This is a genomic window from Metamycoplasma orale ATCC 23714 (genome assembly GCF_000420105.1).
In the GTDB taxonomy this organism is placed as follows: Bacteria; Bacillota_I; Bacilli_A; order Mycoplasmatales; family Metamycoplasmataceae; genus Metamycoplasma; species Metamycoplasma orale.
Map to the genome: position 1 here is coordinate 1 of NZ_ATUH01000007.1, position 18,261 is coordinate 18,261.

At 24.5% G+C, this 18,261-nt stretch carries 17 protein-coding genes; 1 reads left to right on the plus strand and 16 read right to left on the minus strand.

Going from position 1 to position 18,261, the window contains the following annotated elements; genetic code table 4:
* Window positions 1-187 (minus strand): helix-turn-helix domain-containing protein (locus F795_RS03425; protein ID WP_040538414.1); only part of this gene is annotated, 187 nt, incomplete at its 3' end.
* A gap of 1,245 nt (window positions 188-1,432) precedes the next feature.
* On the opposite strand from F795_RS03425, the gene F795_RS0101725 reads away from it, so the two are divergent.
* Entirely contained in the window at window positions 1,433-1,960 is a 528-nt protein-coding gene (locus F795_RS0101725; protein WP_129619147.1) for a hypothetical protein, read from the plus strand.
* 770 nt (window positions 1,961-2,730) lie between these two features.
* Here F795_RS0101725 and F795_RS06540 read toward each other — a convergent pair.
* The 15 genes from F795_RS06540 to rnpA form a co-directional block, all read right to left on the minus strand.
* Complete coding sequence (locus tag F795_RS06540; protein WP_022936012.1) at window positions 2,731-3,621, minus strand: ABC transporter permease; 891 nt, start codon at window positions 3,619-3,621, stop codon at window positions 2,731-2,733.
* A complete protein-coding gene (locus F795_RS0101745; protein WP_197724026.1) occupies window positions 3,614-4,468 on the minus strand; it encodes an ABC transporter permease in 855 nt (284 codons plus the stop codon). Before F795_RS0101745 ends, F795_RS06540 begins: the two co-directional genes overlap by 8 nt.
* Complete coding sequence (locus F795_RS0101750) at window positions 4,455-5,840, minus strand: ABC transporter ATP-binding protein (protein ID WP_022936014.1); 1,386 nt, start codon at window positions 5,838-5,840, stop codon at window positions 4,455-4,457. Before F795_RS0101750 ends, F795_RS0101745 begins: the two co-directional genes overlap by 14 nt.
* Window positions 5,841-6,108: 268 nt before the next feature.
* On the minus strand, window positions 6,109-6,795 hold the full coding sequence (locus F795_RS0101755; protein WP_022936015.1) for a 5'-methylthioadenosine/S-adenosylhomocysteine nucleosidase family protein: 687 nt from the start codon (window positions 6,793-6,795) through the stop codon (window positions 6,109-6,111).
* 119 nt (window positions 6,796-6,914) lie between these two features.
* Complete coding sequence (locus tag F795_RS06545) at window positions 6,915-7,712, minus strand: MAG0920 family protein (protein WP_022936016.1); 798 nt, start codon at window positions 7,710-7,712, stop codon at window positions 6,915-6,917.
* 2 nt (window positions 7,713-7,714) lie between these two features.
* Window positions 7,715-8,455 (minus strand): MAG0920 family protein, encoded by a 741-nt coding sequence (locus F795_RS06550; RefSeq protein WP_022936017.1) that lies wholly within the window; start codon window positions 8,453-8,455, stop codon window positions 7,715-7,717.
* A 69-nt stretch (window positions 8,456-8,524) separates the two neighbouring features.
* Window positions 8,525-8,722 (minus strand): 50S ribosomal protein L28, encoded by a 198-nt coding sequence (rpmB, locus tag F795_RS0101770; RefSeq protein ID WP_022936018.1) that lies wholly within the window; start codon window positions 8,720-8,722, stop codon window positions 8,525-8,527.
* 55 nt (window positions 8,723-8,777) lie between these two features.
* On the minus strand, window positions 8,778-8,996 hold the full coding sequence (locus F795_RS0101775; RefSeq protein ID WP_022936019.1) for an RNA-binding S4 domain-containing protein: 219 nt from the start codon (window positions 8,994-8,996) through the stop codon (window positions 8,778-8,780).
* Between the two features lie 2 nt (window positions 8,997-8,998).
* The gene (gene dnaN / locus F795_RS0101780) at window positions 8,999-10,102 is read right to left on the minus strand and encodes a DNA polymerase III subunit beta (protein WP_022936020.1); all 1,104 of its coding nucleotides are present in this window, start codon (window positions 10,100-10,102) and stop codon (window positions 8,999-9,001) included.
* 46 nt (window positions 10,103-10,148) lie between these two features.
* Entirely contained in the window at window positions 10,149-11,510 is a 1,362-nt protein-coding gene (dnaA, locus tag F795_RS0101785) for a chromosomal replication initiator protein DnaA (RefSeq protein ID WP_022936021.1), read from the minus strand.
* A 189-nt stretch (window positions 11,511-11,699) separates the two neighbouring features.
* Entirely contained in the window at window positions 11,700-12,575 is an 876-nt protein-coding gene (fba, locus tag F795_RS0101790) for a class II fructose-1,6-bisphosphate aldolase (RefSeq protein ID WP_022936022.1), read from the minus strand.
* Window positions 12,576-12,578: 3 nt separating this feature from the next.
* Window positions 12,579-14,507 carry a transketolase family protein gene (locus F795_RS0101795; protein ID WP_022936023.1) on the minus strand — a complete coding sequence of 643 codons (1,929 nt, stop codon included), beginning with the start codon at window positions 14,505-14,507 and terminating at the stop codon, window positions 12,579-12,581.
* A gap of 42 nt (window positions 14,508-14,549) precedes the next feature.
* The gene (locus F795_RS0101800) at window positions 14,550-15,371 is read right to left on the minus strand and encodes a Cof-type HAD-IIB family hydrolase (protein WP_022936024.1); all 822 of its coding nucleotides are present in this window, start codon (window positions 15,369-15,371) and stop codon (window positions 14,550-14,552) included.
* Between the two features lie 441 nt (window positions 15,372-15,812).
* Window positions 15,813-17,915: a membrane protein insertase YidC gene (gene yidC, locus F795_RS03665; RefSeq protein ID WP_022936025.1), complete on the minus strand. Its 2,103-nt coding sequence runs from the start codon at window positions 17,913-17,915 to the stop codon at window positions 15,813-15,815.
* A complete protein-coding gene (gene rnpA, locus F795_RS06555; protein WP_022936026.1) occupies window positions 17,893-18,234 on the minus strand; it encodes a ribonuclease P protein component in 342 nt (113 codons plus the stop codon). Before rnpA ends, yidC begins: the two co-directional genes overlap by 23 nt.
* Window positions 18,235-18,261: the final 27 nt, after the last annotated feature.

Genomic DNA, 18,261 nt, shown 5'->3' on the forward strand with positions numbered 1-18,261 from the left:
GTGCTAATTGACTTGCAGAGTTCGAATTGTAATTCATTATGTTGCTATCAAAGTTTCTTTTTAATTCCCTAGAAATAGTAGAAGGAGATCTATTAATTTCTTTAGCGATTTTATTAATTGAATAATTTAAATTAAAATAATGTTCAATTAAAACTCTCTCTTCATAATTAATATGTGTATAATTCATATTGTAACCTCTTTTTTTAAGCAATGCATAAGAGTTATATTGAAGGGAAAAGTATCCCTTCAATTTTATTTTATAAAAAAAATGCAACAACTTTAACAAATTTGTCAAGTGTTGCACTTCATGTTGCAATGTAGCGACTTAGTCCTGTTCAATACAGGAATAAGTCCAAACATAATTAAAAAGTCCAATATTTGGGGTTCATACCATCTTGATAATTTTTTATTTATTAAGAAAGGATTTTAGAACTTTACACATTTTTTTACAGTCCCTTTAATTAAATTTTTAATTTTTGAATAACCATAAGGACTTAATTGCATTGCTTGTAAATAATCAATTTTTTTATTAAACTTCAATTAACTGCTTTTTACAAATTCATTTTTAACATTAAATCAAATCAAATTCTAGTACTTCGACCATTGCCTTCTAAAAACGAATGTGCTATATTCATTTCAATATACTTATCTATTATTTGTTTCAAATTACTTTCAGCATATTTTAGATATTTTTAAGTGTTACATTTAAATATGCAGAATTAGCAAATCTGATGCCACTTTTTGAAATATCTTTTTTTCTAATTTAAACAGCAAAAAAATAAAACTCACCAAATAAATAACTATGAATTTAAATTAAACTTTAAGTGGTGCCTATTTTTAATTTATCTTCTAATATTAAATTAAATAAGTTATAATTTTTTATTTTACTTTTTTGATCGATTAAATTTTTCATATCTTTATTTTATCTTTTTTGAAATAAATAAAAAAATGAACTGGCAAATGGAACTAACCAGTTAGTACTTTTGTCACTATAAAATAGATATTTTGATTTATTCTAATTTATTTTAAATAAATTATTTTTTGTTAAAAATATATGTACAATATAAAAAAGAAAGAGGCTATATGATTTGAAACATTTTAACTTTTGTATTAGCTATAATAACTTTTGTTTTTTATTCTTTGTATAAAACAATCAAAAAATTTTTAATAAAAAAGTCTTTTGATGCCGTAAGCGAAGTTTATAGAATGTATTTATCTGCAACTTCAACAGATAATAGTTTTTCAAAGATTTCAGCAATCTTTGAAAGTCAAAAGTTATTTTTTTTGTTCATTTTCAAATACTATATTAGATTTAACTAAAAAAAATGATGAATTAAACCCATTTAGTTTTTTCGATTATTCATTATGAGAAAAACAATGATTTTTTAGTATTGTTTATTTTTATAGATTTTGAAAAACTGTAAAAAACAAAATGTTTAAAATTCTTAATATATTAAACAATTATTATTACTCTGCAAAAATCGGTGATTTGGGATTGATAAAATACAGAAATAAAAATAAAAATCCAATAAAACATTTTATAATAGCGTTTTGTCCAAATTTTTTTATTAAACTATTTCGTCAATACCAAGGTTTCTTGCCTTATAAAGAAAATAAATTCAATTTAGTTGAAGAATATAACGAAGTGAAAAATTTCAAAAAAAGATTTTATAAAGAATTAAAGACCAATACGTTTTCTGTATGCATTGAATTTGATACATCGTCAAATAATGAAATGCATTGTGAACATAGATATATAATTAATTTTAAAGGAAATATCATTTCAAATGTTCTTTGTTTTTTTGAAAGACAAGGGTCAGAAAAAAATATAAATAAAGAGTATATTTGTGATAATTCTATTAAGATAAAAAATGAAATTAATTGGATTGAAGAATCTTTCAATTTAAATTTAACAAAAAAACGGGAAATGATCGATAAAATTAATAATAAAAATTTTTAATATATTTATGATTATCATTAGAATAATAAGCAATCTAAAGGATCACCATTATATAAAATGGCTGCATCAGATCTTTTTTGTTTAGACTCAATTGAATGGTCAGCAAGTAAAAGACCATCGTTACTTATAAAATATTATATTTTCTATTTTGAATTGAATTACCACTTATTTTTTCAACAAAATCAACAAAATAATCTATTACGCTTTTATAGTTTTTATTTGTAATTTTATTATACTGTGTGTTTTTTTGATAAATTGAATTAATCATTAAATTATCGTAATAAGCATCTATTCAAGCAAAACGTTCATAATTATGTTCTTTTAATACATTAATAATTTGTTCTCAAGAAAGTTTTGTTGTTAATTTTTCTTCTAATTTTTCTTTTAAATTATCTACATGTTTTAAGCGAGATCTAATTGAATTATCTAAAGTGTATACAATACCTTTATCTTGTGAATAATATGAAACTATATATTCTCAAATATGGTCAGGTTTATTATCAAAAACAAGCTAAGCTGCTCGAAAATCAGAACCTACACCAGCAATTGTTTTATCGACATATAATGCTTGGCTAAACTAATTAACTTTTTTAAAAACTTTGTAAGTATATTTTTCCTTAATCTTTTTAATAATTGAAGGATGCAAATAAAAAACATAATTATAAATATTAGGACAATAACCTAAAAATTGTTTAACTAAAATAACACTAAGAAATATGGCAAAAGTAATAACTATTAAAAGAATAATAAAAATATTTTTTCAAACGCGTTTATTCAATTTGTTTTGGCATACCTTGATTAATAACTTTTACACTATTAACAAATAAACTAGATTTTTTATTTAATGCCGTTGCTCTTTTTTCTTTTTTATCAGTATTTAATTTATATGTTACATATATTGCATTGCCAAATATAACTATAATTAAAGTTATTGCGCCAATTGCTAATGATCAAGCTTGAAATTGCCCCTCATATAATTGGGTTCCTAAAGTTTCAGTATTCGATACTATTTTAGTGATAACAAAGTCATCAAATGATAAGGTCATTGTAATAACAAAAGTAAAACCTATTGAACCTAACATATAAACAAAATAAGTTTTAAATCATGTTCTGAATTTTGAATATCCTAAATCTTGAGAAGCTTCAAAAATATTCTTTGAAAACTTATCACTTTTTGGAAGCATAATTAAAATTCCATATGGTAAACACATTACAGTGTGTGCTATAACGGCTCTAAAAAAACCTTCATTTGTTGCTTTTAATGTTCCCATAAAAATTAAATTAAGAACGATTGCTAAAGTAAAACCTGTAATAACATCAGGATTAATTAAAGGAATGTTTGAAGAACCTTGAGTATAAGTTCTAATAGCCTTATTTTTTTGTCTTCAAAGTGCAAAAACAGTAAGAAGAGAAATTGTTATAACAATTAATGATGTTGAAAATGCTAATAAAAATGAATTAACAAATGCAATACTGTGTGATTTTGAAAATAATTCACGATAAGCTTGTCAAGAAGATTTATTTCATGTAGTAACTGAAAATATTCCTTTTGATGAAGGTTCATTAAAACTATAAATCATTCCAAAGAAAATAGGAATATATAAGAATAGCAAAATTGCTACAATATAAAAGTTTTTTAAAAAAGTTTTAAATTTATTCATATATACCTCCTTGTCTTTTCTTTGAAATTATATATGGTATACCATATATTAGTCCATATAAAGTCATTAATATAAGCATTGTTACTATAACTAATGTTGAAGAAGTTGCTAAATCAAATGGGTTAGAAGTATTTGCAAACTGGTTAATTAGATTTCCTATTAATTGATTTTGAGAACCATTAGGTAACATTTTATCTGCAATAATAATTGAAGTTGAAGACATCATTAGAATTATTGAAAATCCAGATAAAATTCCTTTATAACAATAAGGAATAATAACTTTTAATGCAGTTTTAAATTTAGAATAGCCTAAATCTTGAGAAGCTTCAATTATATTATTAGGCATGTCTTTTAGAATTTGATATAAAGGCATAACCATAAATGGCAAATAAAGATAAACCATTCCAAAAATCATAAATGCACTATTATTTAATTTATTTTCATCAAACATTGCAGAAAATAAACCGCGCACTGCAAGAGCTTTTGATATTGTAAATATAACCATTGGGCTTAAAATTAAAGAAAGTCCCAATATTTTTACAACACTTTTAGATCTAGATAATATATAGGCATAAGGAAAACCTATCATAAAAGAAATAATGGCAGCAATTAAGCCTGTTCATAATGATCTAAACATTATTCTTCAAGTTGAAGCTTTTCCAACTATTTCTCATGTCTCAGAAACTTTTTGACCATCTAGTGGTTTAAAGCCATAATATAAAATAAGAAAGATTGGAAGAATAATGAATATAACTGAAAAAACTAAATAAGGTATTAATAAAGCGATTTGTCACTTAGGTGCAGAAGATATTTTCTTAGTAGATTTAGTTTTATTATTGGCCTTCATTAACATTTTCTAAACCTTCTTCTGCTGCTACAAGTTTTAAATCTTTTCTCATTAAATGAATAGCATCAAGATCTCAATCTAAATAAACAGTTTGACCTTCTTCATATTTGTATGAAGTTTCAACAAATATTTTAGTACCTTTAACATTAATATCATAATTATAATAACTACCACGATATGTTGCTTTTTCAATAACACCAGTTAATTTTGCTTTTGTAGCAGATTTAATAATATTAATATCTTCAGGTCTAATTAATGCATCTAATTTTTCATCTGTTTCAAATTCTTCATGAATAGTATCAAAAGTTTTGCCTAAAAACTTAACCTTATTTTTTGATACAAAAGTGGCGTCAAAAAAGTTTGAGTCACCAATAAAGTTTGCAACTCATTTGTTAACAGGATAATCATAAAGTTGTTTTGGTTCACCAAATTGTTCTATTTTACCATCTCTTACAATTGCAATTCTATCGCTTAGTTGTAGAGCTTCGTTTCGATCATGTGTTACAAAAATAAATGTTAATTTTAATTTCTTTTGAATGTCACTCAAGAAGCGTTGCATTTTTTCTCTAATTTTAGCGTCTAATGCTGAAAGGGGTTCATCTAATAATAAAATTTCGGGTTCTATAACTAAAGAACGAGCTAGTGCAACTCTTTGTTTCATACCGCCTGAAAGATAATTAACATTTTTCTTTTCATTACCTGTAAGACCAACAAGTTCCATAATTTTCTTAACTTCAGCGTTCATTTCTTCAGAAGTAATAGGACGAGTTAAAAATCTTTTAGAATAAGCTTCTGTTTTTAAATCAGTATAATTTTCTCAATATGAATATTTAAAGTCCATATTGTCAATTAAAGTTTGATATTTATCACGTTTCTTTTCAGATAGTTTTTCTTTTTTGATTATATTTTCATAACTAGTCATTTGTTGATCTAGTCTTTTCATTTCAGCAAGTGCTTTTTTTCTTCACATAGTTTGTTTAACACTAAGTTTACTATAAAAAGCTTTAGGAACATCTTCTCTTGGTAATCTTTTTAATGCTAAACCATATTTAATATTATTTTCAACATTAAGATGTGGAAATAAAGCATAATCTTGAAAGATAGTTGAAACATCTCTTTTATGTGGACTTAAATCTTTAATATCCTTACCATTAAATTTAACTTCACCACGAGTAACTCATTCAAAACCACCAATAATTCTTAAAATAGTGGTTTTACCTGAACCTGATGGTCCTAACAAAGTAATAAATTCACCTTTTTTAATTGAAAGATTAACATCATCTAAAACACGTTTGTCTTCGAATTCTTTAACAACATTAACAAGATCAATAATTGGTTGCTCTTCTTTTTTAACATTCTTTTTAATTTCCATTATTAACACTCCTTTTTATTTTTGCATAAAATAAGGTAATTCAATATCACTTAAGATACATAGCAAATTAATAAGCAAGACTAAATTATATTAAAGTTAAAGCTTTTTTGTCATATATTACTTAAGTTATAAGTAAAATAAAAAAATACTTTAAATCAATAGTTAAATTTAGTTTTAGCTATAAGGTTTAATTTTGTATTTTTAACATAATTAACAATTATAATAAAAATAATTTTTTATAAGATTTTTATTTAAATATATTTTTAAATTATGAAAATAATTTTAAAAGTATAGTAGCAATTTTCGCTTTTCAAATTAAAGATTTTAGTTTGTAATCATTATTAGAATTAGTATTTTCTTCTAATTTATCTGAAATTATTTTTATTGAAGAAATGGGAATATTAAAGAAATTACTTGTATGAATTAAAGCAGTTAATTCCATATCAACAGTTGTAAATTTAGAAAAATTTTTTTGAATGAATTCAACATCTGATTTACTAGCAAATTTATCAGCGGTTACATTTTGACAAAAAGCTAAATTTAATTTAGAATTCAATTCATTATTTAAAACTTTTGATGTTAAAAATTCTTTATTTATATTAGGTAATTTACCATACTCATAATGTGGTAAAACAGTTAAATTTACATCATAATAAAAACTATCAGATATCATAAAAGCGTCGCTTATATGAGCGTTTTTGCCTATAAAACCCGCTGGTCCAATATTTAGTATTCTTGTAATATTGTATTTTTTATTTGAAAGTAAATAAGATAAGAATAATGCAGAATTAACTTTTCCAACACCTGATATCGCTATATAAAAATTTTTATTTTTTAAACTTACATACATTAACTTGCAAAATGAAAATGTATCAAATTCATAAATATTTTTAATATTTAAATGAGGTATAAATTGTTCAATTTCTTCTTCTTCAGCAACAACTATTAGTAGCATATTTTATCCCCCTATTTTTTAATACATTTATTATATAGTAAAATGATAATTTTACAAAATATGCTTTTGTAAAGAAAATAAATATTTAGTTTTTAAAATTAAAAAAACCAATATTTTTATTATTGGTTTATTCTAAAATTTTGATTTAAAAGCGTTACCAAAGAATTTTTATTTTTATAAATAAATGCCAATTCTTCAATTGAATAATATTTACCGTTTAACCTTGTCTGATCAATATCAAATATTAAGAAATAATAAAGTAGTTCATCAAACTTTATGTCTTTAATTTTATTAAATATATTTTTCCAATTTTTTATTTTAAAAAATACTGATTTATCAAACCCCCGCATTTCTCTAGTGATTTCAAAAATTAAATCTGAAGAATTAAATATTCTTACATATAACTCATTATTAAATTTAATGTCTTGATTTTCAATAAGGGAATCAAAACTATTTGTAAATGTAGCATTTAAATGTTTTCAATATTTTATTGATTTATTAATTTTAGCTATAGAACTTAAAATGATAATAAAGAAGAGAAATATTGCAAATGGAATGCAAAGTATAAAAAAACCTATAAGAAACAATATCATAAATTTATTATCTAAATCATTAGATAATGAAATTGCATTAAATACAAACATTGTAAACGACAAAGCCATAATAGGAATATTAATGCCAAATAATAATAATAAGTAAAATAATAAATTTTTATAATTCTTTTTATAAATGTCAAATACACAATTATTAATTGCTAACTTTCTACTTAAAAAAGCAGAATGTGCAAAATCTTTTAGTTTTAACATCATATATAAGTATGAAAATTTAACTTTTAATCAAATAAAGAAAATTAAAATTCAAATACAAGATATTGCTAAAGTTATATAAGTTAATATTTTTAATGTATTGTCACTCATAATTAACTAAATTCCTTTATTAGTTTTAGATAAAATGAAAAAGGATAAGAAACATAATCTAATTTTGTATTTTGATAATCACATATTAAAAATTCAATTATTTTGTTTTTGTCAATATTTCCATTATCTAAAAATGGTCTCTTATTTTGCATAAATCATTTAACAAAGGTTTGTTTAATATTATTTTTTTCATATGAATATTCAAAGATTACTTCTTTGTATAAAATTAAATTTTTAAATTTTTCATATTCAGCAACATTTTCTATTTCTAAATCTTTTTCTTGAAAATTGTTATTAATTTCTTTTCAATTCTTAAGAATTAACTTTGAATTACTTCATTTTCTAAGAAGCGAAGGCATATAGTAAATTGGAGCAAAAAATATAAAATCAACAAAAATTAAACCATACATTAATAAATAATCAAGAAGATTATTTTTAATAATAGGTCAAAATTTGATTGTAATAACTATAGCATATGCAAAACACACAAACAAAAGAGATGAAAAAACAACAATAATTGAAATAAAAATGTTCCTAAATTTTTTAAATAATTTTTCAAATATTTGAAATACTAAACTATTGACTCTTATGCTATTTTCAACAAAATATTGTTTTGCATTTAATTTAGAAAAGCCAATGTAAAAATATTTGTAATTTATAAAAAATAAAATTTCTATAATTGAATTTAAACCTAAATTTAATATAAAGATGCCTAGTGCACTATATAAAATATAATTTGTCATACATTAATTATATTTAAAAAAAATAAAAAAAATAAAAGCTAGGAAACCCTAGCAATATTATTTATATAATTAAGCTGTTAAGCCAAGTTTTTTTAATGTTCTTGCATTTTTTGCAGTTACACGAACAGTTTGTTTACCACCATTTTCAGTTAGAACAGTTACTTTTTGTAGATTAAGATTAAATCTTCTTTTTGTAGCATTTAATGCATGTGATCTTCTATTTCCACTTAAAGCTTTTTGTCCTGTTAATTGATCTCTACCTGCCATAATTTCTCCTTTACTAATAATGTGTAAAATGTAAATATATCTTTAACATTTTATATTAAATTTCTTTTTTTTCTACAATTTTATAAATATTATCGTCAATTCAAATTGTATCACCAATTTTTATTTTTGAATTTCTACCAATAGCTTCTTCACCATTAATTAAAACTTTATGTATTTTTAAAAAGAATTTAGCAGTTCCACCAGTAGGCGCTTTTCCTAATTTTTTAAGTAATTGACTTACTTTAATAAAAGGTCCTGTAATTTCTATTTCCATAATTAATATCCTTTTTGTGGTGTAAATAATTGTACAACATTTGGATTTTCATTAGATGTTAATAAGAATTTACATGTTCTTTCGCCTGTTATACAAAATGTAATTTGACCATCTAAAACGCTTATTGCATCTTTTAAATATTTAACATTAATTATTCATCTAGAATCAATACCTTCAAAACTAAAGTTTTGAGTTTTAATTGTTGCACTTGCAATTTCTGATCTTGACGCACTTAAAGTCATAACTTTGTTCTTAATTTCTAAAACAATTTTATTATTGGTTTCGTTAGTTATTGTAGATACTTTATTTAAAATTGAGTTTAATTCTTTTTTATCAATTAGTATTTTATATTTACATGTTTTGGGAATTAAATTAGTTACATCTAAATAAGATTGATCAACAATTTTTGATTGAACTACAGTATTTTCAAGTTGAAAAGCTATTTTATTTTGTGATATATATAAAGTTACTTCATCATCAGAATTAAAATTCATTAAACTTTTTAGGTTTTTAGCTAATATAGAAACATCATTAGGCAAATCATTTGAATTAACTTCTATGGTTTCTTGCGCAAATCTAAATCTATCTGTAGCCATTAAAGTTAATTTTTTATTTTTAACTGATAAATTTACACAATTTAAAATTAAATCTGCATCTGATATGCTTGCCGCAAATCAAACATCTTTGGCAACATTTTTTAATTTGTTTCAATTTATCTTTAAAGTATCCCCATAAACTGAATAATCAATATCAGGATAATCAGAACTTGTAAATAAATTAAGTGTGAAAACGTCTAGATTTGATGATAAAGTCATAATTTTTTCATCTGTTTTAATTAAAATATCATCATCAAGTTTTTTAACTAAGTTTCTAAACATACTTAATTCAACTAGGCAAATTCCAGGTGTTTTAATAATAGCATCTAAACTAGTTTTAATTGTGTGTCTAGCACTAATTTCCCCATCTGATCCACTAAAAACAATTTGATTATCTTCAGCTGAAATTAAAATTCCTTTCATAATAGGATCAAATGGCAAAGGATCAACAGCTTTAGCCACTGTTTCAATTGCATTGTCTAAAAGTAATTTATTTATTTTTATTTCCATGATTTTTCCTTTTTCTATATTTTTAATTAGATAGATTATTACACAATTAAAGTATTTTGCTTAAATTATCTTTAATATTTTCAACAGCTACTTTTAGTGAAGAATTTGTTTTAATATTTTTATCAATTCAACTAATTGACACAATAACAGTAGAGTGAGTTTGATTGCCAAACATTTTGCCAATTTCTTCTAATGAAAAGTTAAAATTATTTTTAATAAATCACATAGCAAGTCTTCTTGCCATAACAACTTCTTCTTTTCTAGTTTTAGCTACAATTCTATTTTTATTGATTTTATAATATTTAGCAACTATTTCAATTATTTTTTCTGGGGTGATACTTTCTTTAACTTGAGACATACTTTTGAATATAGTTTTTATATTTTCAATGTCATATGAAAATTGTTCATCGCCTTGGCTAAATAGAATTATTCTATTTATAGCGCCTTCAATTGCTCTTATTGAAGAAGAAAAGTTTCTAGCAACAAATTTTATAGATTCATCATCTCAAAGCATCGGATTAATATTATTTACTCTTAATTTAAATTTAAGAATAGAAATGACATCGTCCATTTCAGGATTTAATATATTTACAATTAATCCCCCATTAAAACGAGTTATAAATCTTTGTTCAAATCCGCCAAGATCTTCAGGTTTTTTATCAGCGCACAAAATGATTTGCTTTTTATTGGTGATCATTGTATTAATAATATTAAATAAAACAGATAATGTACTTTCTTTATTTGCATATTGTTGAATATCATCAAACATTAAACAATCATAGCTTGTAAGTTCATCAACAATCTTATTAATTTCTTCTTGATTTCTATTTCTTAATTGCTCAACAAGTTTTCTAGTTAGCTCATCTGGATTTACATAAAAACAAGTTTTTCCTTTTTCTAAAAGTTGATTTCCAATAGCATGTAAAATGTGTGTTTTTCCAAGTCCACTTCCACCATATATAAATAAAGGCGAAAAAATTACATCATTACTTTGATAAACTGTTTTTGCGGCTTTTAAAACTAAATCATTAAACTTACCACTTGCATAATTTTCAAAAGTTAAATCACTTCTAATATTAGTTTTCTTTTGGTTATTTTTTTCATCACTTATAACCTCTAAGTATTTTAGTTCATCTAAATGTGTAATATAAATCACATTGTTTTGTTTACCCAAAATATTTTTAATTAGTCTACTTATTAAATCATGATATCTAGATTTAATAATATCTTTAAAAGTTGCAGGAACTAAAATATATATAGTATTTGCTTCTTTGTGCACTATTTCAATTGTTGCAAATAGTTGTTCAAATATGACTTCGTCTCCAATATTATTTTTAAGTTCATTTTTAAAAGCCATATTGTTTAGCTTTAAATCTAATAATTTTTCTTCTTTTTCGTCATTTATCATAATGGAAATATTATAAAGAACAAAGTTATAGTAATTTACATTTTACATTCAAAAATGTGTTATTAACATAATTATTAACATAGTTATAAACAATTAAAAAGAAAAAATATCCCTTGTATTAAGGACATTTTTTAATAAATTTACAAAAATCGAGAATTGTGTTTTTGTTATTATTATATTTGTTCAAAACTAATTATTATCTTTGTTTATTGAACCAAATTCTTTAAATTTTGCTTCAAGTAATTTATATACTTCTGCCATTCCATAATTTGCAATTTTACGAGGGTCAAAGTTTTTAGCTTCATCTATTTTTTTAGATAAAACAAAATCTTTAATAGCATTTGCATTAACTACTTGTAATTCTGTATTTACATTGACTTTTGAAATACCATTTTGAATAGATTTTTTAATTTGATCACTAGGTATTCCACTACCACCATGTAATACTAAAGGCATTTGACAAGCTTCATTAATTTTCTTTAATGTATTAAAATCCAAACTTTTTCAGCTTTCTGGATATTTTCCATGAATATTGCCAATACCAACTGCTAATGCATCAATACCAAGTGCCTTCATTTTTAAGGCTTCTGTAACATCAGATACAATGACGCCAGAAGAAATAATTCCATCTTCTTCGCCACCAATTTGTCCAATTTCTGCTTCTACACTTGCATTATATTTTTTTGCTAGTTTTACAAGTTCTTTTGTATTTTTGTAGTTAATGTCAAATGGTTCATGACTACCGTCATACATAATTGAACTAAAACCTGTTTCTAATGCTTTAATGCATTGTTCATAAGTACCATGATCAAAATGTAAAGCAACATCAACTGTAATATTTAAATCATTAACTAAGTTCTTAACAAGACCTACAACTACATTATATCCGCCAAAATATTTAACTGCTCCATATGAAGCACTTATAATAATTGGGCTATGTAAATCTTGTGCAGCTTGTAATGTTGTTTTAGTTCATTCTAAATTATTAATATTGATGTGTGGCACTGCATATTTTTCTTTATATGCTTTTTTTAACATATTTTTTATATTTACTAATTCTTTCATTATTTACTCCTTATTTAATAACTTCTTAATTTTAGTTACTATATTAATTATATTAAATCCTTTTAATTCATATATTTCTTTTCCATCAGTTGACTCGCCAAAAGTAGTGGCAAGCATACAATCAAACCTATTATATTTTGCAAGTTGGTATCACATTGAGTCACTGCTTGCTTCCAATGCAAATATTGGCTTTTTTGAAATATTTAATTGTTTAATTAATTTTTCATTATTTACTAAATCTTGCAATAAAGGCACTGAAATAATTTGTGCTTTAATTTTTTTATGTTTAAGTTCTTCAACCACTTTAAAAGCAAGTTCTACTTCAGAGCCACTAGCTAAAATACTTAAATCAAAATCGTTTGCTTTTTTAATTATATAAGCTGGTTTAAATTCCTTATCTAATACATTAAATGATTTAATTGATTGTCTACATGTAATAAAAGCAATTTGATTAGTGTTTTGATTTAATGCATATTGCAAGCCTAGATAAGTTTCACTTTCGTCACAAGGTCTAATTACTTTTACATTTTCTATAGCTCTTAACATAGTGAGTTGGTCATATGGTTGATGTGTTGGACCATCACCGCCTACTTGATAACTATCATGACTATAAATATGTATTGCAGGTATTTTCATCATCGCTCCTAAACGAATTGCACCTTTTGCATAGTCAGCAAATGCTAAAAATGTTGAATCAACTGTTCTTAAATTAGAAGCTAAATAAATTCCATTATTAATTGCACTCATTGCAAATTCACGGATACCATATTTAATATTTTTACCGCCATGAATTAAATCCTTATTAAAACCAACCTTAGTAGAACTTTTTAAGTCAGCAGAACCTCCTATAATAAAAGGATTAGCTTCTAACTCATTTAATAAATTGCCAACATAATCTCTTGTTGCTTTATTTGAAAGTTGCGGCTTAGATAAATTAAAAGTGTAACTTTTATTTATTAATTCATTAATTTCTTTTGCTTCTACAGGATAAGTTTTTTGGTACTCAAAAAATAATTTAAGCCATGAATTATAGTTTGCATCTTTTTCTTTTCATAATGTTTTAGCAAAATCATAATATTTTTTATCATACTCAAAAGGAACAAAATTTTCTAAATTGCATTTCTTTTTAAATTCAATGGTTTGAGTTTCATCTAAAAAACCACTATGTCCTTTTGGTTTATTTTCAAATGGTGTATTTTTTGCAATATGAGTATGAATTCTAATGTATGAAGGCTTTGATGATCTTTTAGCTTTAGCTATAGCTTTTAAAATATTTTTTAAGGAGTCATCTTTGACATCAAAAACATTAAAGTTATTTGATTTAAAAAACTTTACAAAATCAATGTTGTTAACTTCATAAGATTTACTATCTATTTGTGTTTCATTAAAATCATGAAGTAAGATTAATTTATTTAAATTTAAAGTTCCAGCTAATTGAATAGCTTCCAAAGCAACTCCTTCTTGTAAACATCCATCTCCATGTAAAACATAAACATGATGATTAAATATTTCAAAGTTGGGCTTATTATATTTTTGAGCTAAATATTTTTGTGAAATGGCCATACCAACACCCATAGCTATTCCTTGACCTAGTGGGCCGGTTGAAGCTTCAACAAAATTAAATTTATCAATTTCAGGGTGGCTTGGAGTTTTTGAATATAAGGTCTTATGTGCTGTTAAATCATCAATATCTAATAGTCCTAATAAATGGTATATAGAATATAAACACATAGATCCATGTCCAGCCGATAAAATAAATTTATCACGGTTAATTCATTTAGGATCTTCCTTAGATATATTTAAGTTTTTAGCAATAATCGAATATGAAATAGGGGCTGCTCCAATTGCCATACCTAAATGTCCACCATGTGCTTTATTAATACTATCAATAGCAAGTCCACGCATTACTGAAATTAATTCTTCGTCTTTCATTATTCTCCTTTTTTTAATAAAAAAATATGCAAGATATATTCTTTACATATTTTCTAATTCTTTAATTAATTTTGCAAGTCCGGCGTTTCTAAAATCAGGTGCAATTTTCATTGCAAATGATTTTACTTCGTCAGTAGCATTTCCCATAGCTATAAATGAGCCAATTTCAGGTAATGCATTTGTATCATTTCCTGTATCGCCAATATGTACGCATTCTTTTGGATCTATATTTAATAAATTAGCAACAAAAGCATTGCCTTTACCTTTTGATGCTTTATCACTTGTTATTTCTATTGAATACCCATAAGATACTTTATGAAAAGTTAAATGTGGCAACTTAACTTTTAATTCCTCAATAATTTGATTAATTCCGTCTTTATCAACACCATAGCATAAAAATTTACATGCCTTCTTAATTTTTGGCATATCTTTATAAGGAACTTTTTTAAGCAATTTTACTCATGGACGTTCAAAATCGCAATTATAATTTTTACCATAATAAATTACGCCACCTTCATCCATTGTATAAAATAAGTTTCTTGATTGCATATATTTTATGAGTTCTTGAGTAGAATGCTCATCTATTTCAATCTTTTGAAGTTGTTTATTGTTTGAGTCTACAATTAAAGAACCATTTTGACATACACAATATGGTGCGTTTATAAGTTTTGCGACTCTTAAAAGATAATCACTATTTGATCTACCTGTTGAAATAATAACAGGCTTAGATTTTGCAAGTTTGCTAACAGTGTCTAAATTTTCTTGGCTAATTCCTAATTTGCCTTCTGGTAATTCTTCTGGTTTGTCAACAAATGTGCCATCCATGTCTAAAAAATAAATTTTAAAATTGTAATGTGTTTGCATACATTAATTATAGATATTTTTAAATTAATATATTTATTTTATGAAAAAGAAAAACCTCTATTGGGCCCAAATAGAGGTTAAAACATGTTTTTTTATTTACTAGTGGTAATAAACAAATTCACTAATATGTCTGTCCTAAAAATATATTTGCAAATTAGAGAGAAAATTCATAACCAATTCAGAAAGGAGGAAATAAAAATTAATGGAATTACATAAAAGAATATTATGAAGGAAAAATTAACCAATAATTATACTTGCTATTTAAGTAGAAAATAAAGTCGAACTAACAAATACCTAAAAGTTTAAAAGTAATAATTTTTATTATGATATTAATGCAAATATATATCCAATTATAGGACATAATAATTATACTACAAAAAGGTATCATATTCTAGGGCGTCTTTAATAATAAAAAATGTGGGGTTACCCACATTGTAATTATTAAGCTGTTTTCTTAAATAGTTTTGGTTCAACTTTTTCTTTATAGAATTTAGATTTAGTAAAGTAATGAACTGCCAAGGTTTGAATAATTGTTCAGATACCACTAATAATTCAATAAATTTGAAGACCAGCACTAAATAGTATTCCAATACCTATAAAGATAATTTGAAGCATATTTCCCATCTTGTTAGATTTCTTATTAGCAGCTTTTGCATAAGCATCCATACGCAATGATTTTTTCTTTCTATTTAATATCTTAGGAAGATATTGCGCCAACCCTTGAACTAACATAGAAACAAGAACCAAAGGAAGATATATAAATTCTTTATTCATTATCTTTCTGATTGAAGTTGCAGCTAGTTGAATACCATATCAACTTGTGTGTTTAATTTCAGGGCTTGCTGTAATAATCCTAAAGACCACAATTAAAATAGGAAGGGTTATAAACATTGAGACTATAGAACCAAATGGAGACATTTTTTCATCTTTATATAATTGAGAAATTTCCATTTGTTTCTTTTGTTGCGCTACTTTATCATTCTTAGCAACGTCAGCATATTTAGCTTCAATTTTTGCTTTCTTTTGATTTAATTCTTCCATTTTTCCTTGACTTAAAGAAGTTTTAAGACTTAAGAAAAAGGCAGCTAAACGAGTTACAATAACAACAATAACTAAAGCAAGAATGACAGATCAACCTGTAGTACCTAATCCAACAATTATCTTTGTAGAAATTCAGTTAATTGGATAAATGAATAATCCAAAGAAAGGACCTCTTTTTCAATAATCTTTTCACGAAGTAAGAGCATAGTGAGGAGTATTAGCATCATTTGGTAAAAGACTTAATACTGGTTTTCTATATGAATAGTTACCTAACTCTGAAACATTAGATTGTGCATAATTATCAATTTCTTTTGTTCCATTAAGATTCGTTACTTCTCTGCTTGAAACTTTGTAGTTAAACATTTTGAAATATGTTTTAAACATTGCTGCTTCATATATTAAAAATGTTTGCGCTTTTTGAACTCATTCATAAAGTTCTCATTTTTGAATAGCTTTTAATTTATCTTCGTTTGAAAGTTCACCGTATTTTTTATTGCCAAATTCAGCAAGATTTTGATTTCAAAATGGGTGGTTTGCAAAGATATATCCAGCATCTGCATATTTAGCATCATTTTTAGCTTCTTTAAATACATTATGTAAATATCTAAGATATTCAAGTTTTTGTTCAAATGTAGCATTTGATGGTAAAGTTGGTTTTCCTATAGCATTTGCAAATTTAGCATCATAAAGCAATTCATTAATTCTAGAAATTCCTTTACCTTCATTAATAGATTCATCAAATCACTTTTTATAAGTTAATTTAAATAAACTTTCTAAAACATCACGTGCAAATAAACTAATTGCAGCATCACTTAATAAGTGTTTTTCAGTAACATATAATTCACTATACTTGCTTAATTTTTCTGGTAAGTTTCTATTATCTGTACCAATTTTTACGCTGTGAACTGTAATATCTAAAGCAGTTCACGATAAAAAATCTTGGGTTGGACTATATTTTTTTGTCCCAAATTTATCACTTAAATTTATATATTCATAACGTTTAATGCCATCAGCACCAACATTATTATGAATTATGTCTTCTTTTTCATTTGAATCTTTGAATTGAATGGCTAATGAGTTACCACCTTGAGCAGCATAAACTGCACCAGATTTTTCATCTTGTTCTTTCAATGCTTTAAGTACATCTTGATTTTGATTATTAAGACCTACATATGGGTTATTCTTAATATCTTTTTCTGTATTAGTAACATTAAAAGTATTTGTTACATTATCGTACTTTAATACTTCAACATTTGGTGAAGGTATAACTTTCTTAGACGCATAAAATTCATAACCTGCGCCTACTTTTGAACTAGTCTTTGTTGTAAATGATTGAACGCAGCCTACAAGACCAACAGCAACAAAAAATACAATAAGAAGAATTCTTATTCATTTTCATACTTTTAGTCAAACGCTTTTTGAGGCATTATTATTAGTATTCTTGCTTTTATTGTCACTTGTTCTAAAATCATCATAAAATTTAGATCTTTTTTGCTTTGCCATTCTGAGCACTCTCCAATATATTTTTAATTTCAATTACTTTTTTTGAAAAATCTAAATCAAAAAAAGTTTTTCTTGCAATTAAAACACATTCAAATTTATATTCTTCGACATTTAATTTTCTTAATATTGATTTAATTTGATTCTTAAAGTGATTTCTTTTTACTGCATTTACAAATTGTTTAGGAATAGAAATGCCTATTTTAAAATATTCTGATTTTGTTATATAAATTATTAAATTTTTAGAAACAACTTGGATTTTCTTTCCAATAATTTTTTGAAATTCTCAATTTTTTTTAACAATATTAGTTCTATTAAACATTTTATTTATTACAAATTAAATAATATT